This window comes from Psychroserpens algicola, assembly GCF_014526325.1.
In the GTDB taxonomy this organism is placed as follows: Bacteria; Bacteroidota; Bacteroidia; order Flavobacteriales; family Flavobacteriaceae; genus Psychroserpens; species Psychroserpens algicola.
In genome coordinates this window covers 69,057-95,927 of sequence record NZ_JACNMJ010000008.1, presented here as the reverse complement: position 1 = coordinate 95,927, position 26,871 = coordinate 69,057, and the positions used below count along the sequence as shown (strand labels likewise).

The 26,871-nt window shown below is 34.5% G+C and carries 26 protein-coding genes; 12 read left to right on the top strand and 14 right to left on the bottom strand.

Features of this window, described 5'->3' with window-relative positions; translation table 11 throughout:
* Positions 1 to 32 precede the first annotated feature (32 nt).
* The 7 genes from porM to H7350_RS15220 all read right to left on the bottom strand — a co-directional run bounded on the left by porM (position 33) and on the right by H7350_RS15220 (position 9,431).
* Complete coding sequence (gene porM / locus H7350_RS15250; protein WP_204346790.1) at positions 33 to 1,595, bottom strand: type IX secretion system motor protein PorM/GldM; 1,563 nt, start codon at positions 1,593 to 1,595, stop codon at positions 33 to 35.
* A gap of 52 nt (positions 1,596 to 1,647) precedes the next feature.
* Positions 1,648 to 2,283 carry a type IX secretion system motor protein PorL/GldL gene (gene porL, locus H7350_RS15245; protein WP_204346789.1) on the bottom strand — a complete coding sequence of 212 codons (636 nt, stop codon included), beginning with the start codon at positions 2,281 to 2,283 and terminating at the stop codon, positions 1,648 to 1,650.
* 80 nt (positions 2,284 to 2,363) lie between these two features.
* A complete protein-coding gene (gene porK, locus H7350_RS15240) occupies positions 2,364 to 3,728 on the bottom strand; it encodes a T9SS ring complex lipoprotein PorK/GldK (protein WP_476705369.1) in 1,365 nt (454 codons plus the stop codon).
* Between the two features lie 192 nt (positions 3,729 to 3,920).
* The gene (locus H7350_RS15235; protein ID WP_204346787.1) at positions 3,921 to 5,087 is read right to left on the bottom strand and encodes a formimidoylglutamase; all 1,167 of its coding nucleotides are present in this window, start codon (positions 5,085 to 5,087) and stop codon (positions 3,921 to 3,923) included.
* Between the two features lie 6 nt (positions 5,088 to 5,093).
* On the bottom strand, positions 5,094 to 7,598 hold the full coding sequence (topA, locus tag H7350_RS15230) for a type I DNA topoisomerase (RefSeq protein WP_204346786.1): 2,505 nt from the start codon (positions 7,596 to 7,598) through the stop codon (positions 5,094 to 5,096).
* Positions 7,599 to 7,762: 164 nt separating this feature from the next.
* On the bottom strand, positions 7,763 to 8,977 hold the full coding sequence (locus H7350_RS15225; protein WP_204346785.1) for an LVIVD repeat-containing protein: 1,215 nt from the start codon (positions 8,975 to 8,977) through the stop codon (positions 7,763 to 7,765).
* A 16-nt stretch (positions 8,978 to 8,993) separates the two neighbouring features.
* Positions 8,994 to 9,431 (bottom strand): hypothetical protein, encoded by a 438-nt coding sequence (locus tag H7350_RS15220; RefSeq protein ID WP_204346784.1) that lies wholly within the window; start codon positions 9,429 to 9,431, stop codon positions 8,994 to 8,996.
* Positions 9,432 to 9,613: 182 nt separating this feature from the next.
* On the opposite strand from H7350_RS15220, the gene miaB reads away from it, so the two are divergent.
* From miaB to H7350_RS15175, 9 genes are all read left to right on the top strand, one after another.
* Entirely contained in the window at positions 9,614 to 11,059 is a 1,446-nt protein-coding gene (miaB, locus tag H7350_RS15215) for a tRNA (N6-isopentenyl adenosine(37)-C2)-methylthiotransferase MiaB (protein ID WP_204346783.1), read from the top strand.
* Between the two features lie 14 nt (positions 11,060 to 11,073).
* Positions 11,074 to 12,339, top strand: coding sequence for a sigma-54 interaction domain-containing protein (locus H7350_RS15210; protein ID WP_204346782.1), 1,266 nt, complete (start codon positions 11,074 to 11,076; stop codon positions 12,337 to 12,339).
* A gap of 9 nt (positions 12,340 to 12,348) precedes the next feature.
* The gene (locus H7350_RS15205; RefSeq protein ID WP_204346781.1) at positions 12,349 to 12,546 is read left to right on the top strand and encodes a hypothetical protein; all 198 of its coding nucleotides are present in this window, start codon (positions 12,349 to 12,351) and stop codon (positions 12,544 to 12,546) included.
* A gap of 4 nt (positions 12,547 to 12,550) precedes the next feature.
* On the top strand, positions 12,551 to 13,057 hold the full coding sequence (locus H7350_RS15200; RefSeq protein WP_204346780.1) for an LptE family protein: 507 nt from the start codon (positions 12,551 to 12,553) through the stop codon (positions 13,055 to 13,057).
* Positions 13,058 to 14,014, top strand: coding sequence for a hypothetical protein (locus H7350_RS15195; RefSeq protein WP_204346779.1), 957 nt, complete (start codon positions 13,058 to 13,060; stop codon positions 14,012 to 14,014).
* The gene (gene secG / locus H7350_RS15190) at positions 14,014 to 14,370 is read left to right on the top strand and encodes a preprotein translocase subunit SecG (protein WP_204346778.1); all 357 of its coding nucleotides are present in this window, start codon (positions 14,014 to 14,016) and stop codon (positions 14,368 to 14,370) included. The genes H7350_RS15195 and secG overlap by 1 nt, the downstream gene beginning before the upstream one ends.
* Positions 14,371 to 14,525: 155 nt before the next feature.
* Positions 14,526 to 14,801 carry a co-chaperone GroES gene (gene groES, locus H7350_RS15185; RefSeq protein ID WP_091423334.1) on the top strand — a complete coding sequence of 92 codons (276 nt, stop codon included), beginning with the start codon at positions 14,526 to 14,528 and terminating at the stop codon, positions 14,799 to 14,801.
* 97 nt (positions 14,802 to 14,898) lie between these two features.
* Positions 14,899 to 16,536: a chaperonin GroEL gene (groL, locus tag H7350_RS15180; protein WP_204346777.1), complete on the top strand. Its 1,638-nt coding sequence runs from the start codon at positions 14,899 to 14,901 to the stop codon at positions 16,534 to 16,536.
* A gap of 123 nt (positions 16,537 to 16,659) precedes the next feature.
* Entirely contained in the window at positions 16,660 to 17,304 is a 645-nt protein-coding gene (locus H7350_RS15175) for a DUF6090 family protein (RefSeq protein WP_204346776.1), read from the top strand.
* On the opposite strand, the gene H7350_RS15170 is transcribed toward H7350_RS15175, so the two are convergent.
* The 6 genes from H7350_RS15170 to xrtF all read right to left on the bottom strand — a co-directional run bounded on the left by H7350_RS15170 (position 17,301) and on the right by xrtF (position 22,203).
* Positions 17,301 to 17,654 carry a heavy-metal-associated domain-containing protein gene (locus tag H7350_RS15170; protein WP_204346775.1) on the bottom strand — a complete coding sequence of 118 codons (354 nt, stop codon included), beginning with the start codon at positions 17,652 to 17,654 and terminating at the stop codon, positions 17,301 to 17,303. The two genes, H7350_RS15175 and H7350_RS15170, sit on opposite strands and share 4 nt — an antisense overlap.
* A gap of 57 nt (positions 17,655 to 17,711) precedes the next feature.
* Positions 17,712 to 19,952 (bottom strand): TonB-dependent receptor plug domain-containing protein, encoded by a 2,241-nt coding sequence (locus H7350_RS15165; RefSeq protein WP_204346774.1) that lies wholly within the window; start codon positions 19,950 to 19,952, stop codon positions 17,712 to 17,714.
* The gene (locus H7350_RS15160; protein WP_204346773.1) at positions 19,953 to 20,684 is read right to left on the bottom strand and encodes a heavy-metal-associated domain-containing protein; all 732 of its coding nucleotides are present in this window, start codon (positions 20,682 to 20,684) and stop codon (positions 19,953 to 19,955) included. It lies immediately after the preceding gene.
* Positions 20,685 to 20,756: 72 nt separating this feature from the next.
* Positions 20,757 to 21,170, bottom strand: a complete 414-nt coding sequence (locus H7350_RS15155) for an HYC_CC_PP family protein (RefSeq protein ID WP_235989367.1) — start codon at positions 21,168 to 21,170, stop codon at positions 20,757 to 20,759.
* 60 nt (positions 21,171 to 21,230) lie between these two features.
* On the bottom strand, positions 21,231 to 21,659 hold the full coding sequence (locus H7350_RS15150; RefSeq protein ID WP_204346772.1) for an exosortase F system-associated membrane protein: 429 nt from the start codon (positions 21,657 to 21,659) through the stop codon (positions 21,231 to 21,233).
* Positions 21,652 to 22,203 carry an exosortase family protein XrtF gene (gene xrtF, locus H7350_RS15145; protein ID WP_204346771.1) on the bottom strand — a complete coding sequence of 184 codons (552 nt, stop codon included), beginning with the start codon at positions 22,201 to 22,203 and terminating at the stop codon, positions 21,652 to 21,654. Before xrtF ends, H7350_RS15150 begins: the two co-directional genes overlap by 8 nt.
* Positions 22,204 to 22,290: 87 nt before the next feature.
* Here xrtF and H7350_RS15140 point away from each other — a divergent pair, with 87 nt between their 5' ends.
* Positions 22,291 to 22,743 (top strand): GAF domain-containing protein, encoded by a 453-nt coding sequence (locus H7350_RS15140; RefSeq protein WP_204346870.1) that lies wholly within the window; start codon positions 22,291 to 22,293, stop codon positions 22,741 to 22,743.
* Between the two features lie 58 nt (positions 22,744 to 22,801).
* Here the strand turns inward: H7350_RS15140 and H7350_RS15135 are convergent, their stop codons facing one another.
* Positions 22,802 to 24,052, bottom strand: coding sequence for an ABC transporter permease (locus H7350_RS15135; protein ID WP_204346770.1), 1,251 nt, complete (start codon positions 24,050 to 24,052; stop codon positions 22,802 to 22,804).
* A gap of 188 nt (positions 24,053 to 24,240) precedes the next feature.
* On the opposite strand from H7350_RS15135, the gene purH reads away from it, so the two are divergent.
* Positions 24,241 to 25,773, top strand: coding sequence for a bifunctional phosphoribosylaminoimidazolecarboxamide formyltransferase/IMP cyclohydrolase (gene purH, locus H7350_RS15130; protein ID WP_204346769.1), 1,533 nt, complete (start codon positions 24,241 to 24,243; stop codon positions 25,771 to 25,773).
* A 66-nt stretch (positions 25,774 to 25,839) separates the two neighbouring features.
* Positions 25,840 to 26,868, top strand: a complete 1,029-nt coding sequence (locus H7350_RS15125; protein ID WP_033960946.1) for a rod shape-determining protein — start codon at positions 25,840 to 25,842, stop codon at positions 26,866 to 26,868.
* The last annotated feature ends 3 nt before the right edge of the window (positions 26,869 to 26,871 follow it).

Sequence of the window (26,871 nt, the reverse complement as noted above, 5' to 3'; positions counted from 1 at the left end):
TTTAATTTGGGTTAATCACTATATAAAGTTGATTAGTTTGCTAATTCAATAACCGCTGGTGTAGCAGGCTTAATTGCTGGACCGTTACTTCTTGATTTGATATCAAAAATTTGAACTGTCGCACCACGCTTTGCTTTACGTAAAGCTGCTTTGGCTGCTCCACTTAGTCGGTTACCTGAACATGTTACAGATGGTTGACCTGGCACTTTAAATTTAAAGCTAGTAACTGTTAAAGGTAAATCGAAATCAAAGTCTTCTAATTCAGCAGAAACTTTACCAATTTCAACATTGTTTCTTGGTAACTTTCCATCACTTTGTCCAACAATTTTCCCTGTTGGCTTAGGAATATCTTTAATTCTGAATACCGCTTTATCACTTACTTTAGAACCATCGTCTAATGTTGCAGTAACATTAATTGTTACTTCTCTACCAGATGTAGGAACCATATTATATTTACCCATACCAGAAGCTCTTTTTAGTCCAGCTCCAGAAGCTGAAACCTTATTATCAGGAACACCAGCAAAAGAAATAGTCATTGGGTTAACAACACCACGATATACTACATTCATTTTATCAGCAGAAATTGTAGCTGAATTTGGACGAGGTACTACCACATAGTTTCCTTTAATTGGAATTTCTAATGGCTTACCATCTTCCATGAACGTAAAAGTTCCGTCAATTTCATGCTCACCAACACCACCAACGTTAAAATCTAAACGTGCAGCACCAGTAGAATCTATAGCTTCATTTAAGTCGATAGATTGCCCTCCAATACTTAATCCAGTAGGAGGCACTTTAGCATACTTACCGATTACAACTTTTCCTTGAAATTTCTCTCCAGCAAAAAACGCTGATTTATCAGCAAGAATAATTGCTTTGTATTTATCAAGTGATACCGCATCGGTTAATACATTACCTAAGTAATAGTTAATGATATTAGCCTCGGTTACTTCTACATCATTTTGGAAAGCTGTTAATTTAGTATAAGATGCAATTGCAGGGAATCCCTGGAAATGGTAATCTAACCAATCAATTTTCTTCCCGTCTTTATTTTCAACTTTTTCAGTGCTAAATGTTTTTTCGAAGTTTGCTAAAACTTTTTGAGCTTTAACATCTTTACCAAGGATATCTCTAATTTCAGTTTTATAACCTTCAATTTTAGACATCACTTCTTCACCTTTTTTAGTTAATCTGTCTCCAGTAAACCAAGCTTCATCAAGAATATCTGTTTTATCCATTGCTTCAAAAGGTAATTTTCCTGTTTCAGGGTCAATAGAATATTTCCCTTCTCTAAGAAGATCTGCTTTTAAAGTTTCGATATAGTTATAGAATTTTGCTGATGCTAAACTCACTTGCTTTGCTTTTGCCGCCGGAACCATAAATTCCTCTGGCTTTTCAGTTGATTTCTTTTCGAGATCAGCAAGTAATGCTTCGTTACGCTCGCCTGTTAATTCATTTGAGTCTGCGAACTTAGCTTCCATTAAACCGAAAGCCGATAATACTTCTTTCGACATGTTCATAGCCATCATTGCAATGAAGACTAAGTACATTAAGTTAATCATTTTCTGCCTTGCAGATAATTTTCCTCCTGCCATGTTAATTAGTTTTTAGTAGTTAATTAATATTAATTATAGTTCAAAAAACTAATTAGTTTTTGTTCATTGCAGATAACATTCCACCATAAACACCATTTAATGATGATAAGTTAGATGCTAAAGATTGCATTTGCTCTTTTAACTTTTCTGCATTGGCAACAGATTCTTCATTAATTGCCGCCTGACGGTTAGCACTTTCCATTTGTACTTTATAAAGGCTGTTTAATGATTCCATTTGAGCTGCAGCTAAAGACATTTCTTCGCTGTATTTCTTTTGAGCAGCCATAGCATCAACTGTTGGGCTAATTCCTTTTGCAGCACCTTCAAAGTTTTTGATACTTGATCCTAAGCTAGCCATTAATTCTCCATCAATTTTAGCTTCTTTTAATAAGTTATCTAATTTTTTAGATAATAATCCTTCAGCATCTTTAGGCTCTTCTTTCTTTAATTTCTTAGCAGAAGATGCTCCTCCAGCTAATTCTGGATATACTAATGACCAATCAAGTTCAGATTGTTGTCTTTCAAATGCTGAATATGTAAATACTAAGGCTTCTACAATCATACCAACAGTTAAAATCTCTGAACCAAAAGGCCAGTGTTGAATTTTAAATAAAGCTCCAACAATTACGATTGCTGCTCCTAGTCCGTAGACCATGTTTGTGATTGTGATGTTTCCTTTCTGTGCCATAATTTTAATTTTTAGTTTTTAAGTCAATAGTAAACTTAAGTAGATTAATATTTATTTAGTTGAGTTAATTATTTAATTGTTTAGTTGGTTGCAGCGTTTTTAGTAACTTCTGTTCCCATGTAATCTTGTACAGTTCTGAAACCGATATAGCTTCTCGCTGAATCAGCATATTCATAATCCCTTGAACTCACTTGTAAGAAGTAAGCAACATCTTTCCATGAACCTCCACGAACTACTTTACGCTCGTTATCTGGATCATTTACTGTAGGATTAAATGATGCCATATATTCATATGATGATGCTTCATAAGATCCTTGAACCCATTCTGAAACATTTCCTGCCATGTTGTAAAGATTAAAGTCATTAGGCTCATAAGCATCTGCTTCTACAGTATACAATGCTTGATCTGCAGCATAATCTCCACGTAAAGGTTTAAAGTTTGCCATAAAACAACCTCTGTCATTTTTAGCATATGGTCCACCCCAAGGAAATGTCGCTCCTTGCAAACCACCTCTCGCAGCATATTCCCATTCTGCTTCCGAAGGTAATCTATAAGAATTTACAAAATGTCTTCCTTTTGATTTTCTGTAGCTATTGTGATATAAGGTTCTCCATTGACAAAATGCATTAGCTTGCTTCCAAGACACACCTACAACTGGATAATCGCCATAAGCATCATGCCAGAAATAGTCATTGTGCATTGGTTCGTTATACGAGTAAGAAAAATCTCTAATCCAAGCTGTTGTATCAGGGTAAACTTTAACCTCCTCAGTTACTAGCACATCTTTACGTCTTAAGCTTCTATCCTTAGCCGCTTTTTTGATGTCCATATATGTATATTGGAATTTAAATTTATCAACATCCCAAGTACGCTGACCATTATATGATTCTTCTATTGGTAAATACATGGTATCCATAACTTCAGCGTAGTATTCATCTGGATAATCAGCAGTATCGAAAATTAAATCAACATCCTTGTTTAGTTTTCTACCTTCATAACCAGTTGGTCCAAGACCACTGTAATTATTGTACATGTATTTTTCGTAAACCGACATATTTTCTGGATCTGCATCACTAAATGCAAATTCACCAATACCTCCGTTTCCTGGAGTTTCTCCTATTTCATCAGCAAGAATTGCTAATTTTGTTCTAAGCGTAGAATCTCTTACCCATTCTACAAATTGACGATACTCACTATTGGTGATTTCTGTTTCGTCCATGTAAAAGGCTCTTACTGTGACAGTACGTGTTGGAGCATCTTGTACTCCAGCTAGATCATCATCAGACTTTCCCATAATAAATGCTCCACCAGGAACAAGTACCATACCATAGGGTTTTTCGGGATGCCATTTCTTTCCTTTAACGCCTACAAGTTGTCCTCTGTCACCAGAGTTACATCCAACCATTAGGGCTAAAACAGCTGTTAATAAAGCAAACTTCTTAATATTCATAGAAACTCGAGGTTAAATTATTTAGTTGTAATTATGTATTAAATACCGTCTTGATTTTTTTCAAGGCAGTAAACATATATATATATTTAGTAAAAAACAATTTTTTTTACATCTTTTTTGCACTTAAACCCAAAAAGTTAACATTTCGTCGATTAAAAAAGTGTTAAATGTTTTTAGCCAAATTGGCTAAAAACTGTTCTTTCTGTAAGCTTTATACCATCTTTCTGGTATTTTCCCTTGGCTTGCCTCAATATAATCGTCATGCGTGCATGGTAATAACGTATGCTTTTTTAATTTATTATTAACATTTGGCAAAAAAGGTATTTCAATCCACCATCGCCCGGTTTTAATACTCTTATAGAATATAAGTTCTTCATCTTCAATCAATACATTATACTTTTGATAGTGATCATCGTTGGTAAAATCATCATCGTTAATCCGACAATTAACACCTTCAATAAAATACCATATAATTTGAGAAATCAACATTGGTGTCGCATCCAATTCATGTGTCGATTTAAATTCATAAATCCCAAAAGAGGATACTTTATTACTTATACCTGCATATCTTGAGATTGTACAAATCTCTTTTCCGTTAAAACCATTTGGCGAAAACTTTTGCTTTGCACCTACCTCAGCTGCTCTGACAGATTTTAAATCCATAGTCACAATATGAGCATCTCTCATCACAGGTTCAACTTTATTGATATTATGAGTGACATCTCCTAATCGGTAAGCTTCAAAATAAAGCTTTTCCATCAAATCAATTTCTTCCTGTGAATTAAAATAGGTTTGATATCCAATTGCCGAGTAGTTAAATAAATTATATGGTTGTTCGAGAATGATTTTTCCGAGGAAACTATTGTTTTTCATTTCAACAGATGCATCACCTAAATCAAAATTACTATCTACATTAACGATATTAACCATTGGAGCCATCGTATCATAAGCACGATAATTGGCATAGGTTAAATCTTGACTTCCACCTATGATAATAGGAATGATTTTTTTTTCAATTAAAACTGAAATTATCGTCCGTAAAGCATAATAGGTATCCTCTATAGATGAACCTGCAGGAATATCACCCAAATCGGCAATTGCGGTATGCCAATTTCCTGGAAATAATGAATATAATGCTGTTCTAATGGTATCAAAGCTTAAGGCTTCACCCATATAGTTGACATCATTTCGATTTTCTTTTACACCAATGATTGCTAATTTGACCTTATCTAAATCTGGAATACCAAGTTGAGAAGAATGAATTTTTATTTTTTTACCAAGTGCTTGTTCTGACAATAACTCGTTATGAGCTAAAACGGCATCAGAGACTGGAGACAAAAAATTAAAATTCATTTGGTGTTATTTTTTTGTAGCGGTTTTCTTTTTAGTGGTCTTCTTTTTGGCAGCAGCTTTTTTCTTAGGTGCTTTTGTTTCGATATGGGCCTTTGCTTCTTCTAAAGTCATTTCAGAAACATCAACAGTTTTAGGTAGTTCAACTTTCACTTTACCTTTAATAACATTGTGTCTTCCCCATCTTGCTTTTTCTACACGAATGCCTTCTTCTTCCCAGTGGTGAATAAGTTTATCTTTTTCTTTCTGAATTTTATCTTCAATCAATTCTACAATATCAGAATCAGAAAGATTGTCCCAATCGTATTTTTTATTAACGTTTATAAACATATTGTTCCATTTAATAAATGGTCCAAAACGTCCTTTACCTTTTTGAACTGGCAACTCTTTATATGTATATATAGGAGCATCTGCTTTTTGCTTCTCTTTGATAAGCTCAACAGCCTGGTCCATTTCAACGTCTGTTGGATTAGTCCCTTTTGGAAGAGATATGTATTTCTTACCAAATTTCACATAAGGTCCAAAACGTCCGTTATTCACTTCTATAGTTTCTCCTTCATAAGTTCCCAATTGCTTTGGAAGCTTAAAAAGTTCCATAGCTTCCTCATAGGTAATTGTCGTTAATTGCTGATCTGGAGACAAGCTGGCAAATTGAGGTTTCTCTTCATCATCAACAGTCCCTATTTGCACCATAGGTCCGAATTTACCTAAACGTACACTTACTTGCTTTCCTGTTTTTGGATCGGTTCCTAAAACACGTTCGCCAGATTCACGATCTGCATTTTCCTGAACATCTTCTACTCTTGGATGAAAGCTCTTGTAAAACTCTTTCATCATTTTTGTCCAATCCTCTTTACCTTCAGCGATCTCATCAAAATCGGCTTCTACTTTAGCCGTAAAGTTATAGTCCAGAATATTTCCGAAGTGATTCACTAAAAAATCAGTAACAATCATACCAATATCTGTTGGCACTAATTTCCCTTTGTCACTATTTACTTTTTCAGACAATTGTTTATCGGTAACTTTTCCTTCCTGAAGGAGTAATTGAGAGTACTCACGTACTTCACCTTCGTTAGAACCTTTTTCTACGTAATTTCTATTTTGAATTGTAGAAATAGTTGGCGCATAAGTAGATGGTCTACCAATACCTAATTCTTCTAATTGTTTTACTAAAGAGGCTTCTGTATATCTATATGGAGCACGAGAAAAACGCTCTGTCGCCGTAATGTAACTATTGAGCAAGGTCTCATTAACTTTCATTGCAGGAAGCATTCCTTCTTGCTCTGTATCTTCATCATCGGTACCTTCGAGGTATACTTTTAAAAAACCTTCAAAAGTAATCACTTCACCATTTGCTGAAAAGGTCTCGTTATGTGTTGATGCTTCAATTTTAACATTGGTACGCTCTAACTGAGCATCACTCATTTGCGATGCAATAGCTCGTTTCCAGATTAAATCATATAAGCGTGCTTGATCTCTTTCAACATCAGCAGTATGTAATTTAAAATCTGTTGGTCGTATAGCTTCGTGAGCTTCTTGTGCACCTTTAGATTTCCCTTTATAATTTCTTGGTTTACTAAATTTTGAACCGTAAGCATCTTCAATTTCTGCCTGAGCACCTTTTCGGGCTTCATCAGATAAGTTGACACTATCTGTTCTCATATAAGTAATCAAACCTGCTTCATATAATCGTTGTGCATTACTCATTGTTCTACTTACGGAAAACCCTAATTTTCTAGAAGCTTCCTGTTGTAAAGTAGAAGTTGTAAATGGTGCCGCTGGCGATTTTTTAGCTGGTTTTTTTTCTAAATCTGAAACTTTAAAACTTGCTTTAGCGTTAGTTTCCAAAAACTGATAAGCTTCTTCTTTAGTAGCAAAATTTTTCGGAAGTTTTGCCTTAAAAGTTTGTCCGTCTTCATTAGAAAATTCAGCATCAATTCTATATGAAGCTTGAGGTGTAAAATCTATAATCTCGCGTTCACGCTCAACAATCAACCTCACAGAGACCGATTGCACACGTCCTGCTGATAAACCTCCTTTTACTTTTCTCCATAGTACTGGAGATAATTCGTAACCTACAATACGATCTAAAACACGACGAGCCTGCTGTGCATCAACTAAATCATAATCTATACCTCTTGGGTTTTCAATAGCTTTATTAATTGCAGACTTTGTAATTTCATGAAATACAATTCGTTTGGTTTTAGCTTTATCTAAACCAAGGGTTTCAGCCAAGTGCCATGCAATAGCTTCTCCTTCTCGATCCTCATCACTCGCCAGCCATACAGTTTCTGCTTTTTTTGCAAGTTCCTTAAGTTTTTTAACTACGTCTTTTTTATCTTTTGAAACTTGATATTTTGGTTTAAAATCACCCTCTACATCAACTCCTAATTCTTTTGAAGGCAAGTCGGCAATATGTCCAAAACTAGATTCCACTTTAAAATCTTTTCCTAGAAATTTCTCTATGGTTTTGGCTTTAGCTGGTGACTCTACAATGACTAAATTCTTCGGCATATATGATTTTTTGAGGCTACAAATGTATGTGAAAAAAAAGTTATCTTCCTAATTTTAGTCAATTTCGATTGCATTTTAACTTAAAAAAAGTAGATTTCGTCTAGTGAATTTCAATAAAAAAAGCCTGAAAAATTTCAGGCTTATATTTTAAATGATTTGTTTTTTTAATTCAAAATAAAAGTACTTACCAATACAATAGAACTTTCTGTTTCATATTCATATTGATATAAAGCCGTATCAGAAATCATCAACAATCTATCCTCTAAAGGAATCACATCGGTTACTTGTACATTCGTAAACGTATCTATAATTTGTAAATCTAAAGGATTGGTTTTATCAAATATTTTAAGACCAGAAGTGCCGTCGCACACAAAAAGCTGACTCCCTTTAAAACCTAGTCCGTAAGGATTATCTAAAGTATGCTGAGCTACTAATGTTGGTTGCGTTTTATCACTCACATCAATTACTTCAAGCACACTTAAATCCTGACCACAATCGTTACCACCTCTTAACGTAAGGTAAGCATAATCGCCATCTACAACAACAGGGTCACAGCCTTCCCAGTGCGTAAATTCTGAAATCATTTGCGGCGCTGCAGGATTTTCTAGACTATGAATGAACATACCGTTTGTACCTCCTAAATACAAATAACCATCTGCATAGAACATGGTTTCAATATTCCAGCCAGCATAATCAGTATATACAAGCGTTGGTTCAGAAAGGTTAGCTATACTAAATACTGTCATTTCAAATTCACCAACAGTATAAAGGTAGTTATCTACAATTTGAAAACGCGCTAAAGAACCTCCAACACCATTTGAAGCTTCAGCGCCATCAAAAGTATCGATGGTATTAATATCATTGAATTCACGTTGCTGTTGGTCGAGTGTCCATCCTATGATAACATCAGTTTCAGCATTAAAATTACCAAAATCTACTTCTTGTGCTTCATTAGGAATTTGATAATCATAGACACTAAACACATCTTCAATGCGCTCTATTTCGCTAATTGAATTCACATCTGAAATATCAATCACTACCAAATCTACTGCGCTATCAGCATATAACACATCATTTTTAATAGAAATATCTTCATTGCCAGGTATGTTTATAAAGGCAATGGTTTGTGGTGAAGATGGGTTTGTGTTATCAATAATATGAACACCTTTATATTTTTCATTGATGAATATATAGTTTTGATAGGCGTAAATTTTTCCGACATTCAAAATTGGTTTAGGTGCTTCGACTACCACTGACGATCTGAATTCCATTTTGCTAATGGTTTCTGGAATAGCTACTGTAACTATTTCAAATTGGCTATCATCATTTTTACATGACCAGCAACACACTATAACTAAGAGTAGAATAAGTTTTCTCATGATTTACAAACTAAAGTTAATAGGTATAAGTTAAAGGCTCTGGGAAATCTTCAATATTTAAAATAATCTCATGACTACCATCTATTTGTAGCGTAGACAAATCAAATGATCGCTCTTGAGTAAATACTGCTAAACAGACTTCTTGATTTGTAAATACAAATTTTAAAAAGCGTTGTTCTGGAGAAGATTCGGCAACAGCTCCAGAATCTACTAAAACCATACTCCATGTACTTCCATCGCAACCGCTAGCAGAAATATTAATATTAAGACAATTGTCTTCAATTTCAGCACTAATTAAGTCATAGAAACCGGATTCGGCTGAATCATAAAACCCAGAATCAACAACTACCATTTGTCCGCAAGGTTCCTGAACCTCATCGTCGTCGTCACATTGAGTATTCATAAAAAGCAACATAAAACAAAAAAATGATAAGAGTAGTTTAGGTGTTTTCATGGTGTTCAATTTATATATAGATGCAAAACTATGGAAATGGTTGCGTTAAGTAACAAAAAAATCACTTAAGCTCAAACTAAATTAGGCTATGACACTTTGTCACAATACTCAAAAATATACTATCTTTGCATGCTTATTGACAGCACAATTTAACGAAATTTCAGTTTCTGCTAAAAAGGATTATGGAGAAAACAATTGACGAAAGTAAGCAAGGTCAACACCTTGTATTAGAACAAAAAGAAGGCAATACACGAAAACTTTTTATAGAAAGTTATGGCTGCGCTATGAATTTTAGTGATAGTGAAATTGTGGCTTCTATACTTTCAGAGCAAGGTTTTAATACCACTCAAAGCTTAGAAGATGCCGATTTGGTTTTAGTCAATACATGCTCTATTCGTGACAAGGCAGAACAAACCGTTAGAAAACGTCTTGAAAAATACAATGCCGTAAAACGGATTAACCCAAAAATGAAAGTTGGCGTCCTTGGCTGTATGGCCGAACGCTTAAAAACTAAATTTTTAGAAGAAGAAAAAATTGTAGATCTTGTTGTAGGACCTGATGCTTATAAAGATTTACCAAATCTCTTAGCAGAAGTTGATGAAGGTAGAGACGCCATTAACGTCATCCTCTCAAAAGAAGAAACCTATGGCGATATTGCTCCTGTACGTTTAAACTCTAATGGTGTGACCGCCTTTGTATCTATTACTCGTGGTTGTGACAATATGTGTACATTTTGCGTCGTGCCTTTTACACGTGGGCGCGAGCGTAGTAGAGATCCTCAAAGTATTATTGAAGAAGTCAATGACTTATGGTCTAAAGGTTATAAAGAAATTACACTCTTAGGTCAGAATGTAGATAGCTATTTATGGTATGGTGGCGGACTTAAAAAAGACTTCGTTAAAGCCAGTGATATGCAAAAGGCAACTGCTGTTAATTTTGCCCAATTATTAGAATTGTGTGCTAAAGCACAACCTAAAATGCGTATTCGATTTTCGACTTCTAATCCTCAGGATTTAACGCTTGATGTGATTGAAACGATGGCGAAATACGATAATATTTGCAAGCATATTCATTTGCCAGTACAAAGCGGAAGCAATCGTATTTTAAAAGAAATGAACCGTTTACATACTCGCGAAGAGTATTTTGAATTGATTGATCATATCCGTCGTATACTACCCGAATGTGCCATTAGTCAGGATTTAATCTCTGGTTTTCCTACGGAAACAGAACAAGATCATCAAGACACCTTAAGTTTGATGGACTATGTAAAGTACAATTTCGGATACATGTTCACCTATTCAGAACGACCAGGAACAATGGCCGAACGTAAAATGGAAGATGACGTTCCTGAAGACACAAAAAAGCGCAGACTTGCTGAAATTGTACAACGCCAACGCGAACATAGCGAAATAAGAACTAAAGAATATCTTAATACAACAGTAGAAGTGTTAATCGAACGCCAATCGAAAAAATCTGAAGATCAATGGTCTGGACGTACTTCACAAAATATTGTAGCTGTATTTCCTAAGGAGCATTACAACATTGGTGATTTGGTCAATGTACACGTAAAAGATTGTACCAGTGCAACACTTATTGGTACAGCTCTCGGATATTCTAAGTACAACTAAAAAGAAAGAAATACATGGAATCCATTCAAGCCATAAAACAACGTTTCGGAATTATTGGAAACGACCCAAAACTCAACCGCGCAATTGAAAAAGCGATACAGGTGGCTCCAACCGATATTTCGGTACTGGTCACAGGTGAAAGTGGTGTTGGAAAAGAAAGTATTCCGAAAATTATACACCAATTATCTCATCGCAAACACGGAAAATATATTGCCGTAAACTGTGGTGCCATTCCCGAAGGAACTATTGACAGTGAATTATTTGGTCACGAAAAAGGAGCGTTTACAGGAGCGACTCAAACCCGTTCTGGATACTTTGAAGTTGCTGATGGCGGAACCATTTTCCTCGATGAAGTTGGCGAATTACCCTTAACTACTCAAGTACGTTTATTACGTGTATTAGAAAATGGTGAATTTATTAAAGTGGGTTCTAGTAAGGTTCAAAAAACCAATGTTAGAATTGTAGCTGCCACAAACGTTAATATGTTTGATGCCATAAAAAAAGAGAAATTTCGTGAAGATTTATACTACCGTTTAAGTACTGTAGATATTAATATTCCACCACTTCGTGAACGCAAAGAGGATATACATTTGTTGTTCCGGAAATTTTCCAGTGATTTCGCTTTAAAATATAAAATGCCAACTATAAAGCTTGCTGATGACGCTGTCCCAATCTTACAAAAACACCGTTGGAATGGTAACATTCGTCAGTTGCGAAATGTAGCTGAGCAAATTTCAGTTTTAGAACAAAATCGTACTATTAGTGCTTCGACCTTACAAGGCTATCTGCCTAACGGCAGCAATAACCTTCCTGCTGTTATTAATACATCGAAATCGGAAAGTGATTTTAGCAACGAACGTGAAATTTTATACAAAGTCCTTTTTGATATGAAGAGTGATTTAAATGACCTCAAGAAATTGACTATGGAGTTGATGAAAAGTGGTAACGTTTCTGAAGTCGAAAAAGACAATGAAGGCCTGATTCAGAAAATTTATGGTGAGTCGCAAAAAGATAACTATACCGAAGAATTTGAAGATTTAGAGGTTCTTGCCATACCTGAACAAGCAGACGAAGATTATCACTCGGATATCAAAACTCAGGACAAATATCATTTTGCCGAAGAAATTGAAGAAGAAGAAACCTTATCTTTACATGATAAAGAATTAGAACTGATTAAAAAATCATTAGAACGTCACCAAGGCAAACGTAAATTAGCTGCTGCCGAATTAGGTATTAGTGAACGTACTTTATACAGAAAAATCAAACAATACGATCTTTAACAAAAGTTTATGCGTGCAATAGAAATATTTATGATACGAAAATCGTTTGGAAGAAATAGTTCTGAAGCGATTAGAAAAGAGGCCGAAGATTTCGTCAACGAAAAACATTATCAAGGTTACAGAGTCATCAATATCGATTTTGATATTGCCGATAATGCTGGCTATATCTACGCTTTTATAACTATGAAACGTCCAAACACGTATTAATTAAATGAAATCAACACGATACAGCTTATTTTTAGTTTTCTCCTTCATTATTTTAGGGTGCGGACCTTATTCTTTTACAGGAACTTCTATTGCCGATAATATAAAAACTTTTCAGGTTAATTATTTTCAAAATACTGCCGATTTAATAGAACCTGGTTTTGATAGAGATTTTACTTTAGCCCTTCAGGATCTTATTCAAAATCAAACCAATTTAAATCTTACCAATTCAAATGGCGATTTGGTTTACGAAGGTGAAATCATCGAATACCGCATCTCTCCTACTACTGCACAAGCTAATAGTACAGCTGCGCAAAATAGATTAACAGTTTCGGTTAACGTTCGTTTTTTTGACAAGAACTTACCTGATGAAGAATTTGAAAAGCGGTTTTCATTTTTTTATGACTATGCAGGAAGCGCACTATTACAAGGCGCACAAAAAGATACTGCTCATGAAGAAATTTTTGAGCGCATCACACAAGATATATTTAACGAAACCTTAGCCAAATGGTAAATGAATAGTGCCGATTTTACATATTGTCTTCAAAACCCTCAACACATTACCGAGGAACAAATCAATGCCATACAAGAGTTTACTGTTAAGTATCCCTATTTTCAATCGGCAAGAGCATTATATCTTAAAGGGCTTAAAAATAAAGAAAGCTACAAATACAATCAAGAATTAAAAATAACAGCAGCCTACACAACAGATCGTAGTATACTATTTGACTATATCACTTCGGATGATTTTAATCAAAATGAAATTTCTAAAGCGATAAAGCAAAACTCCGAACATCTTAAAGACATTACTGTTCATGATCTTGATGATATTTCAGTAGATAAAAGTGTTACCATAGATGATGCTTTAAAAGAGCATATCAAAAATACAGAAGGTGTTCTGGATCCAAATCTTTTTGAACAAAAAGTAAAACCTGAAGATGTTGCTCATTTTTTATCCCTTCCGGAAAACACTCCTGAACAGGTGATTCTCGATATTGATGCCAAACACATAGAGGAAACACCAGAGGAGAAACTTCAAATCGGAAAACCTCTTACATTTGATAAAGAAGAAACGCATTCATTTGCCGAATGGTTAAAAATAACAAGTTTCAAACCTATTGAACGTATTGAAGACGAGACTATTTCCGAAGAACAAACAGAAGTATCTCAAGATCAAACACCAACAGAAGTGCATAAGAAGTTTGAACTTATCGATAAGTTTTTAGAAACGAACCCTAAGATTATCCCTTCTAAAAATGCACCTAAAATACATATTGACACCGAAGATAAAGTGGCTCATGACGGATTAATGACAGAAACTTTAGCCCGAATTTATCTCGAGCAAAACAATTATGAAAAAGCAATTCAATCTTATAAAATTTTAAGTTTGAAATATCCAGAAAAAAGTGGTTTCTTTGCAGACCAAATTAAAGCAGTAAAAGAATTACAAGAAAATAATACGCAGAACTAATGAATACGTTTACTATATTTTTAATCTTAATCGTCCTAGTATCTTTTTTACTAGTCGTAGTCGTTATGGTACAAAACCCTAAAGGTGGAGGTTTATCTTCTTCATTTGGTGGCGGAGGCACTCAACAATTAGGTGGTGTTAAAAAAACAACAGACTTTTTAGACAAAAGTACTTGGGCTTTAGCAACCTTATTATTAGCATTAATTTTAGCATCTAATTTTGCTATTCCTGGTGCTGGTGGTGGCGCTTCAGAGTCTAAAGTTATCAATGGTGACGAAACAACAAACAGTACGCAACCTTTACCATCTGCTGACAATTCAGCTGATGATATAGCGACTCCTGGAGATTCACTTTAAACGTAATCACAATACATATTATACAATGCCAACTTTCCAGTTGGCATTTTTTTATGACTGTAACTTTGTCAGTTATATTCTATTGGCACATTTTTAGCATAACGCTTAAGCGTTAATATTTAACATTAATACTAATTAAATAAAATAAACATACAATGAGCTTAAACATTAAACCATTAGCAGACAGAGTTCTTATTGAACCTGTCGAGGCTGAAACTAAAACAGCTTCAGGAATTATTATTCCAGACAACGCCAAAGAAAAACCACAAAAAGGAAAAGTTGTCGCTGTTGGTAAAGGCACAAAAGATGAACCTATGACCGTAAAATCGGGTGATACTGTTCTTTATGGAAAGTATGCTGGTACAGAACTTAAATTAGAAGGTAAAGATTACCTTATTATGCGAGAAAGTGACATATTAGCAATTGTCTAACATCGCTTTTAGCTATTAGTTATTTACGACATAGCTGTTAAAAACTAAATTACAAACTTAAGCTTAGGCTAAAGCCAAAAGCTAAAATTTAAAAGATATGGCAAAAGATATAAAATTTGATATTGAAGCACGTGACGGACTAAAACGTGGCGTAGATGCATTAGCAAATGCAGTAAAAGTTACATTAGGACCAAAAGGTCGTAACGTTATTATCAGTCGCTCATTTGGAGCACCACAAGTCACTAAAGATGGTGTTTCGGTGGCAAAAGAAATTGAACTGGACAATGAGCTTGAAAACATGGGAGCTCAAATGGTTAAAGAAGTCGCATCTAAAACGAATGATTTAGCTGGTGACGGAACTACAACGGCAACCGTTTTAGCGCAAGCTATCGTTAAAGAAGGTTTAAAAAATGTTGCTGCGGGAGCCAACCCAATGGATTTAAAACGCGGTATTGACAAAGCTGTAGAAGCTATTGTTAAAAACCTTGAAAAACAATCTAAAAAAGTAGGAAGCTCTTCAGAAATGATCAAGCAGGTTGCAGCTATTTCTGCAAATAATGACGATACTATTGGTGAGTTAATCGCTAAAGCTTTCGGTAAAGTTGGAAAAGAAGGTGTGATTACTGTTGAAGAAGCTAAAGGTATGGAAACATACGTAGATGTTGTAGAAGGTATGCAATTTGACAGAGGCTACTTATCTCCTTACTTTGTAACTGATTCTGATAAAATGATTGCCGATTTAGAAAATCCGTACATTTTATTATTTGATAAAAAGATTTCAAACTTACAGGAAATTCTTCCAATTTTAGAACCTGTAGCACAATCTGGTCGTCCATTATTAATTGTTGCTGAAGACGTTGAAGGTCAAGCCTTAGCAACTTTAGTTGTAAACAAATTACGTGGCGGATTAAAGATTGCTGCTGTGAAAGCTCCAGGATTTGGTGATCGTCGTAAAGCTATGCTTGAAGATATCGCAATCTTAACTGGTGGAACTGTGATTTCTGAAGAACGTGGTTTCTCTCTTGAAAATGCCGATTTAAGTATGTTAGGTACTGCTGAATCTGTAATGATTGACAAAGACAACACGACTATTGTAAATGGTTCTGGAAAGTCTTCTGACATCAAAGCAAGAGTTAACCAAATTAAAGCACAAATTGAAACTACAACAAGTGATTATGACAAGGAAAAACTTCAAGAACGTCTGGCTAAATTAGCTGGAGGTGTTGCTGTTTTATATGTAGGTGCAGCTTCTGAAGTAGAGATGAAGGAGAAAAAAGACAGAGTTGATGATGCTTTACATGCGACAAGAGCAGCTGTTGAAGAAGGTATTGTTGCTGGTGGTGGTGTTGCATTAGTTAGAGCTAAATCTGTACTTGAAAAGATTACTACTGACAACTTAGATGAAACTACAGGTATTCAAATTGTAGCAAGAGCAATTGAAGCACCTTTACGCACTATTGTTGAAAATGCTGGCGGTGAAGGTTCTGTTGTCATTAATAAAGTTTTAGAGGGTAAAAAAGATTTTGGTTTTGATGCTAAATCTGAGACTTACGTTGATATGCTTAAAGCTGGTATTATTGACCCTAAGAAAGTAACTCGTATAGCATTAGAAAATGCTGCATCTGTTTCTGGAATGATTTTAACCACAGAGTGTGCTTTAATCGATATTAAAGAAGATGCTCCTGCTGGTGGTGGAATGCCTCCAATGGGTGGTGGAATGCCAGGTATGATGTAATATAATACCGTTGCGAGTAAATCAATTACGCAAACGTAAACCAATTTTTCAAAAAAAGCCTTTGATTTTATCAAAGGCTTTTTTATTAAATTAATTTTCATAGCTTTAAAAAAACTAACCATTATGAAAAAAGGATTTCGCTACGCTACAGGAGAAATACTCATTGTTATTGTTGGTATTTCTATTGCTTTTAGTATGAATAAATGTGCTGATAATCGTAAAGATGAAGCTACAAAAAATCAATACTTAACGAATATTAGAAATGATATTGCAATCGATAAGGAAAATCTTACAGCTAATTTAGCTGAAATTGGCTCAAAAATACAGACTCTTAACGAGGTGCTTCCGTTGATAAATACCGATAATCCTGAAAAACTAAAATCCTTAAGACATATATTCAGCCTGTTTAGTTTGGTCGAATTTTACCCTAAAGACATCACCTATCAAACCATGATTAATTCTGGGGATTTTAAACTTATAGATAATTTTGAATTAAAAGCCGCAATTGAAACTCATTATGCTGCTTATAAAAAAATCTTAAAAGATTATGAGCGACAAGAAATCATACACAGAGATTATCTGGGAGCTTATTTAATGGATTATGCCGATTACGATGCTATGAGACAAGGCGCATTTGGTTTTAAAAATGAACAAAAGTTTAAAAATATACTCCAGAGTATGAGCGGTTCGCTTGTATTCAAAAAAAATGCCACTGAACGTGGCATTAAAAACTGTGATAGTTTATTATCTATTTTAAAATCAGATTAATTTTTGTGATCTCCAACAACATTTTCATCTCTGTATCTACAACACGGATGAACGGAGTTATAGGCCTCATCTGTAGCCTTGATTTCTTTAGTATCATGACCAACAGACGCCACTTTAGCACTAATCTTTTTTAAATCGGTTTTGCGTTCATCAAAAATCAATTTCAGTTCGTGCGTTTCTACATTCCAAACGGCAGATTTTACGCCTTTGGTTCTAATGGCAGCCTTTTCTATACGGTCTTTACACATTAAACACACACCATCGACTTCTATAGAAGCTTTAGCATTTTTGTTTTGAGCAAATGCTGCTGTTGTTAATACTACAGAAAATAATAAAAGTACTTTTTTCATAATCTATTGTCTTTATAAAGTTTTATTGAATCCATATAAGCTATGGAATCTAAGTTATTATTTAATTTTATATCGTAATCCTGCGTAATACATACTCCCAAAAATTGGGCCATACACAAATGTCGTATCAAAATTTGAACCAAACGGATCATCGGCTCCTAAAATAGGATTACTTTGCCTGACATTTGTTATATTTTCACCACCTAAATATACTTCAAATTTTGGAGAAAATACTTTAGTCACCTGTGCATTCAGAGTTCCCACAGTAGGTGACTCATCAGGTAGTCTGAGCGCTATAGGATTAGCACTTGTTGAAGCAAATCGCTGCTCACTTAACCAATTATACGTCACATCAAATTTCCAAGGATTCGCTTTTCCTTCTTTTACATGTGTTTCGTACGAAGCATTAGCAAAAAAACGATGTTTTGGTATTAATGGTTTTGTTTGCCTACCAGAGGTGTAATCGGTTTGCACATCATAATATTTATAAGCTGTCCTAAAATCGAAATTCTCAAACACATTATAATTTAATTCTACTTGAAAACTATTAGCAAAACTATCACCTTCTAAATTATAGAAATTCACTTCCTGTGGATTTTCCCAATCGACAACAACCTGGTTTTGAAAATCGGTTCTATAAAAATCAAATGTAATATCTGCTTTTCTTCCGAAGAGATTAAACCCTTGAAGGTAAGACACACCATAATTCCATGCAATTTCAGGATCTAACCCATAGATATTTCCGTTAGAATTTAAAATATTAATCGACCGCGAGGTAGCGAACATATTTTGATTTTCAGCAAAAATATTAGCACTGCGCTTACCTCTACCAATTGAGGCACGGAAAGCCGATTTTTCCCATGGTGTATAACGCGCATGCAAACGAGGCGTGATAAATTCACCTAATAAATTATGCGTATCAAATCGCAATCCTGCCGTGACTGTTAATTTGTCTAAGTCGTCATAAGCATACTCAAAAAAAGCGCCAGCAGAGCGTTCACTACGTTCAAATGTCGTGTTAAGAGCATTCTCATCATAATGGTCATAAGTAAAGCCTAAGCCTGTTTTAATTTTATGCCTGGAATCACTGATTATGCTATTATAAATCACATTGGAGTAAACACTGTTATGGTTTATATCATACGTATTTAATCCAAAATAAGAATTTTGGTTATGATTACTAAATGCAAATTGAACACCTAAACTTTGCCAAGGCACTTCAGGATTTACATACCCAAATTTTGTAGACAACTCAAAGCGTTCGGTATCAATCTCACTTCCCCAAGCATTAGTAGTTAATCGATCGGTATCTGGATTAAAATCTAATTGCCCAGACTGCTTACTGTCGTTAAGGTAGCGCACATTAATAAAACTCACCAAACCTTTTTCTGGATTGGTATATTGCCAGCGATTCATCACATTAATTTGATTATATAATGGCATATCTAAAAAACCATCATGATTTACATCATGTTCTTTTTGATGCGTATTACCATGAAGATAAATCCCTGTGCTCCATTTATCACTCACTTTGGTGTTGAAATGTGTATTCAACTCAAGTCGTTCACTACTTGCACCATAGAGATTCAGGAAAAACTTATCATCAGTTGTAGGCTTTTGTAATTCGGCATTAATTTGTCCGGCAATACTTTCAAAGCCATTTACGACACTTCCTGCTCCTTTAGTGATTTGGATACTTTCTACCCAAGTTCCAGGAATAAAACTCAACCCATACGCTTGAGATGCACCTCTGATTGATGGAATATTTTCAGTAGTAATTAAAATGTACTTACTGGTTAATCCCAACATTTTTATTTGTCGCGTTCCTGTAACTGCATCAGAGAAATTAACGTCAATAGACGGATTGGTTTCAAAACTTTCAGACAGGTTACAACACGCTGCTTTGAGTAATTCGGCACTACTCACCGTCGTAATATTTTGCGAACTTAAATAAGACCTTGAAGTTGCCTGTTTACGTGCCGTTAAGGTAATTTCGTCTAAATCACTTGTAGCTTCAAGTAAATGTTTGATGAATTTAGGTTCGGTAATCGTAAGTGTATCGGTTTTAAAACCAACAAAACTAATCACAAGTTTTGTATAGCTGGGCTGATAGGGAATACTAAACTTTCCGTCGATATCAGTAACCGTTCCAACTGATGTATCCAGCCAAAACACATTGGCTCCAGCGAGTGGATAAATTTTATCATCTGATGTTGCTTCAGTGACGATGCCTTCTATCTTGTCTTGAGAAAAGGCAAGTACAGGAAGCATTATTAATATATATATAATGTATTTCATTTAACTGTAGGTTTTTATGAGCATAATGACTGCCATGATAAGCATAACGGTATTTTCGATAAAGGTCGCCTTTGTCATAGGAAGCTTTAAAGCAGTGCCTAAACAAGCACATTGAGTCACCTTTTTATCTAACAATGCTTTTGTAACACCAATCGTTGTAATGCCTAAAATAATTAAGGTGACCACTAAAGCGATAGGAATTTCAATACGCATTAAAAATAGTAAGCCTAAGGCAAGTTCTATGAAAGGATATATCCAACCATATATAGGAATTTGTTTTGCTAAAGGGTCATACATTTTAAAACTTTCGGGGAAACCTTTTAAGTCTAGAAGCTTAAAAAAGCTAAAAACGATATAGAACAACCCCATAAAGTCAAGCATAAAAGCTTCTGGATTCCAAGGGTTTTTATTCATTAAAAACGAAGCAATAAGGATATAACCAAATATTAAAAACAACGGAAACAACTGTTTTAGTTCACTTTTATTATCTGTATCGTTATTAGAAACTGAAGCAAAAACATTGCTTTCTTTTTGTTCTGTAATGGTGTATTTTTCTGGTAAAGCCTCTTGCAAAATAGCTTCTGAAATAGGCTTAGACATTGTTAACCTTGCTTCAGATTGTTGTAAATCAACCGCAACAGTTTCAATACCATCAATGGCTGTCAAGGCTTTTTCTACTGAAGCCTTACACCCATTACAAGTCATACCTGTAATTGTATATCTATGTGTCATTATGTTTTTTTTGATATAATACGTTTAAGACTGAAGGGTTTCAGTCTGTTAAGTCTGGAAAACAGTATTGTATCAAATGAGAAACACCTGATCGCGCGTTTGTATGTCGGCGACCAACTTTGGAGGAGAATAATGTAAATGTTGTACCGTTTGCTTAGGCAACACCTCAAATAATGCATGATAAGATTGTGCATATGCTATAAGAAATAATTGATGATGGTCATCTAAATCATCAAACGACTTTAGCGTTAATTGATTTTGACCTTCGATAACATCAAGAACATCTTTACAACATGACATTTTTGTAAGCTTTTCTTGTTCGATTTCAAAAGCTTCCATTTGGCATTTTTCAACTTCACCTATCACTGCAACATCAATTAAAACATCTCCACAAAAGTGCTTTTCAACAGTAAAAGATACGGTTGACAACAATAATAACAATGCCATTATTGTAGATGCTGCTTTATGTAAAAATTGTTTTAACATGAGGCAAATTTACAAAAAAAAGAACTACTAACACTCAGTTTACAAATTGCTTAACACTTTTTATTGTTTTAATTTATAGTAATAAAAAGCAGGAATAAGCAGTATTAATAGTATCGGCTGAATTAAAAAACGCCTGAAATTAAAAAACAGATAGTAATCTTCCTGACGTGGATGAATAACAAAATACAGAAAGAATGATAACAAAATTATATAGGCAATGGTGTATATGATAACCGAAAATTTCACAATAGATTTATCTTTAAAAAACAGATAAATAATACCTAGTGAAATCAAGGTATTTAACACATATCTCAATGTTGTATAAAGTGTCAGTTTTAATATTTCACGACGCGGAAAATCCATGTGCAAATAATCACTTTTAAAAAACAGCAAGTAAGGATCATAAAACAATTCGTTTTCAAAAACGCGGATGAGAACAAGCAGCCCAAATAAAACCAGAATTAATATATAAGTGATTGGATTACGCATGCTTTTTTTGTTGTTTAGAAAATCGATTCACCCAAAACATCCATAGTAAAAATACAATCCCGTAAATAATCATCGGAAAAATAACAGTGTGCAATATATCTCGTCGCCACGGATAGTTATACAAACCGATAGATAGAATTGCAATACGAAGTAAATTCACTGAATAGATAAGTACACTTCCTGAAAGCATGTATATGAATGTAGATTTAAACCGAGCAGAAAACGCAGCAATAAAAGATACAAACAAAATAATTATACTTATTGAGTTACATCCTTCTACCACTCTAGCCACAAACTTATTTTTAACAATTAATTTCATCGACGGCTCATCGGGATGTGATACAATCACTGTGTCATAACCAAAAGCGTTTAATACCAATTCACTTTGATTAGCGACCAGATGAGTTATATAATCTGGATAGTATTTAGACCCATCAGACAAGTCTAAATAGTATTTGTAAGCTAGTGTTAAAACAAAATAAACCGATAGAAAGGTCAGAATAAACTTTACGACAGATTTATATTTTATAAGAAGGGCTTTCAATACAATTGATTTTATGTAGTTAAAATTATATAAAATGAATCTAGAAATGGCACTTTTTAAATACTTTTACCAAAATTTATGAAACCCATGACATTTGAAGCCCTAAAACCTCAGGTTACATCTATAATCACAAGCTCTAATAGTGTTGATGAACGCTTGTTAGCTATTTGCCAACTCCTTGAACAACATATAGATTACTATAATTGGGTAGGTTTTTATTTTAAAAACGGTGACAAAAACGAATTAAAATTAGGACCATACGTTGGAGAACCTACAGATCATACGATTATTCCTTTTGGGAAAGGAATTTGCGGACAAGTTGCTGTTTCAAACAAAAATTTTGTAGTTCCTGATGTTTCAGCTCAAGACAATTATATTGCTTGTAGTATCACTGTAAAAGCTGAAATTGTGATTCCTATTTTTTTAAATGATGAAAACATAGGCCAAATTGATATCGACTCAAATACACCAAATCCTTTTTCTGAAGAAGATGAACGCTTTTTAGAGTTTGTTTGTGAACAAGTTTCAGAAATTCTCTAAATCTACCACGTAGAAAAGATTACATCAACGTACTTGAAATAAAATACGGAGACTGGATTTACATCCCTGTTCTAATGGCCTCAACAGGATCAAGCTTGGATGCTGAAATCGCTGGTATAACACCAGATATCAGTCCGATAAAAGTTGACAGGGAAAATCCTAAGAAAATATTATAAAAGGACAAGATAAATTCAAAATCACCAGCCATTTCCGTAGCAATAATAGAAACTATCCACACTAAAATTATTCCTATAATACCACCTAAAAGCGATAAAATAACTGCTTCGAATAAAAACTGAAACAAGATAAATCTGTTTTTTGCGCCTAAAGATTTCTGAATTCCAATTAAGTTAGTACGTTCTCTAACGCTGACAAACATAATATTAGCAATACCAAAACCACCAACTAAAAGTGAAAATCCACTGATAATCCATCCAATGAGATTTAAAGTTGAAATAATACCATCTATAAATTGCGTAAATCCTGATATTTTATTTACAAAAAAGTTATCTGGATCATCAGCTTTCAATCCGCGATAAGCTCTAAATTTTTGCTTTAAAACGGCTTCAAAAGCACCAACATCAACATCTTTTTCTGGTTTTAAAATAATTGCTCCTGGCAGTCCTTCGGCTCCACCATTTTTAAAACGTCTCACAAAGTTTGCAGGTACATAAGCGTTTTCATCTGGAGACTCGCCTAATCCTGTTCCTACTTTTTTAAGCACACCAATAACTGTTAATTTTCTACCGTAAACACGAATAGTCTTTCCTATTGGGTTAAGGTTATCAAATAAGTTTGTTGCTGTTGCACTTCCTAAAACAATTACTGGAGCACCAGAATTAGATTCAGATTCGGTATAAAATCGTCCTTGTTCGACTTTCAAATTTTCAATATCGTAGATGCCATTCGACACAGGCGTAACATTAACTCCTGAAACCGTGTTGCCTTCGTATTTTAAATTTTCAGAGCCTCCAAAAATAACATAGGCTATCGCACTAATATCTGGCACATTTCGCTGTATAAACTCAAAATCATCATATTCGGTTTGCGGAAAATTATCACGCTGCCACCTAGGCACTTCTGTGGGCCCAAAAGAGTACTTAGTTAAATACATGGTATTTTTATCAATACCACTCAATTGGTCTTTGATGCTTTTATCTAAAGAATCTACTGCAGCTAAGACCGCAATGATTGAAAAAATACCTATTGTAATTCCTAAAAGAGACAGAAAAGTACGCAGTTTATTATTTCGTAATGCATTGATTGCAAACGAAAAACTTTCTTTAAACAGCCTTAGATAAACAAGCATAAATTGGGTTTGGTTGACTAGATTTTCTCTAGAATTATAAAGATAGGACGTTTTCAACAATTTATTGTTACAAAAAACTTAAATAAACTCGGTTTTCGACTTATAATAACTCATGATATTATGTATTTTTGGGCTTTAAATTTCAGCAAATCTGATTGCCGATTAAAACACAACACAACAACACTAAAATGAGCAACAACAAAACCATTACATCTGCATTAATTTCAGTATTTAGTAAAGACGGACTAGAACCTATAGTCAAGCAACTCAACGCACAAAACGTTACTATTTATTCTACAGGAGGAACAGAAAAATTTATCAAAGATTTAGGCATTGATGTCATCCCAGTTGAAGATGTCACATCCTACCCTTCTATTCTTGGAGGACGCGTTAAAACATTACATCCTAAAGTATTTGGCGGAATTTTAAACCGTCAAAATAATGATAGCGATGTAGCAGAATTGGTTGATTTTGATATTCCACAAATTGATTTGGTTATTGTAGATTTATACCCTTTTGAAAAAACAGTTGCTTCAGGAGCTTCAAACCAGGATATCATTGAAAAAATCGATATTGGAGGTATTTCTCTAATTCGTGCAGCGGCAAAAAACTATGCAGATGTCGTTTGCGTATCTTCGGTTGATGATTATTCTGAATTTTTAGAATTACTGACATCAAAAAGCGGAGCAACTTCCGAAGCCGATAGAAAACATTTTGCAGCTAAAGCATTTAATGTATCATCACATTACGATTCGGCTATTTTCAATTACTTTAATGCCAATCATGACATTGCATCCTTAAAAATTAGTGAAACCAATGGAAAAGTGCTACGCTATGGTGAGAACCCTCATCAACGTGGTTTTTTCTTCGGAAATTTCGATGACATATTTACGAAACTTCACGGAAAAGAATTAAGCTATAATAACCTTTTAGATGTTGATGCAGCTGTAAACCTTATCAATGAATTTAAAGGTGAAGCACCAACATTTGCGATACTAAAACACAATAACGCCTGTGGTTTTGCACAACGTGACAGTATTCATCAGGCTTATGTAGATGCTCTAGCTGGCGATCCTGTATCTGCCTTTGGAGGGATTTTAATTGCAAACACTGAAATTGACAAGGCTACAGCCGAAAAAATTCACACCCTATTTTGTGAAGTGGTTATTGCTCCTTCTTTTTCAGAAGAAGCTCTAGACATTCTCAAAGGAAAGAAAAATAGAATCTTATTGATTTTACATGATATCGACTTCCGTGAAACGACTGTTAGAACCTGTCTGAATGGCATTTTAGTTCAAGATAGAGATAATAAAACCGATAGTGTAGCTGATTTAACTCATGCTACTAACAATAAACCTACTCAAAACGAGTTAGAAGATTTAATATTTGCCTCAAAAATTTGCAAGCATACAAAATCGAATACCATTGTTTTAGTAAAAAACAAACAGTTGTGTGCTAGTGGAACCGGACAAACAAGTCGTGTAGATGCACTTAATCAAGCAATACATAAAGCACAATCTTTTAATTTTGACCTAAAAGGTGCTGTCATGGCTAGTGATGCATTTTTTCCGTTTCCAGATTGCGTAGAAATTGCAGACAAAGCAGGAATCACAGCAGTGATACAACCTGGAGGTTCAATTAAAGATCAATTGACGATTGATTATTGTAATGAAAATAATTTAGCAATGGTAATGACCGGAACACGTCATTTTAAACATTAATTTTACTACATTTACAACACGTCAAACATTTTAGATAATAACACCCTCATAATATTAGAATAACGAATGGGATTTTTTGATTTCTTAACCGAAGAAATAGCCATAGATTTAGGAACAGCAAACACACTAATTATTCACAACGACAAAGTTGTTGTTGATAGTCCATCGATAGTTGCAAGAGATAGAATTTCTGGTAAAATTATTGCCGTTGGTAAAGAAGCCAACATGATGCAAGGTAAAACGCATGAAAACATTAAAACAATTAGGCCATTAAAAGATGGTGTAATTGCCGATTTTGATGCCTCTGAGCAAATGATCAGCATGTTTATTAAAAACATACCTGCACTTAAAAAGAAGCTATTTACTCCTGCCTTACGAATGGTGGTTTGTATTCCTTCAGGAATTACTGAAGTAGAAATGCGAGCGGTAAAAGAATCTTGTGAACGTGTTAACGGAAAAGAAGTCTACCTTATACATGAGCCAATGGCTGCTGCAATTGGTATTGGTATCGATATTATGCAACCTAAAGGAAATATGATTGTTGATATTGGTGGTGGTACAACAGAAATAGCCGTTATAGCACTTGGTGGTATTGTATGTGATAAGTCTGTAAAAGTTGCTGGTGATGTATTTACAAATGACATCATTTATTACATGCGTACGCAACATAATTTATATGTAGGTGACCGCACTGCTGAAAAGATAAAAATTCAAATTGGTGCTGCTACTGAAGACTTAGACCTTCCACCGGAAGAAATGAGTGTTCAAGGCCGTGATTTATTGACTGGAAAGCCTAAGCAAGTTCAGATTTCATATCGTGAAATAGCTAAAGCTCTTGATAAATCTATTTTAAGAATTGAAGATTCAGTCATGGAAACCTTATCTCAAACACCACCTGAATTAGCTGCAGATATTTACAATACTGGTATCTATTTAGCAGGTGGAGGATCAATGTTAAGAGGTCTGGATAAGCGTCTGTCTCAAAAAACAGATTTACCGGTTTATATTGCTGAAGATCCTTTAAGAGCTGTTGTAAGAGGTACAGGAATTACACTTAAAAACTTACCAAAATTTAAAAGTGTATTGATTAAATAACCG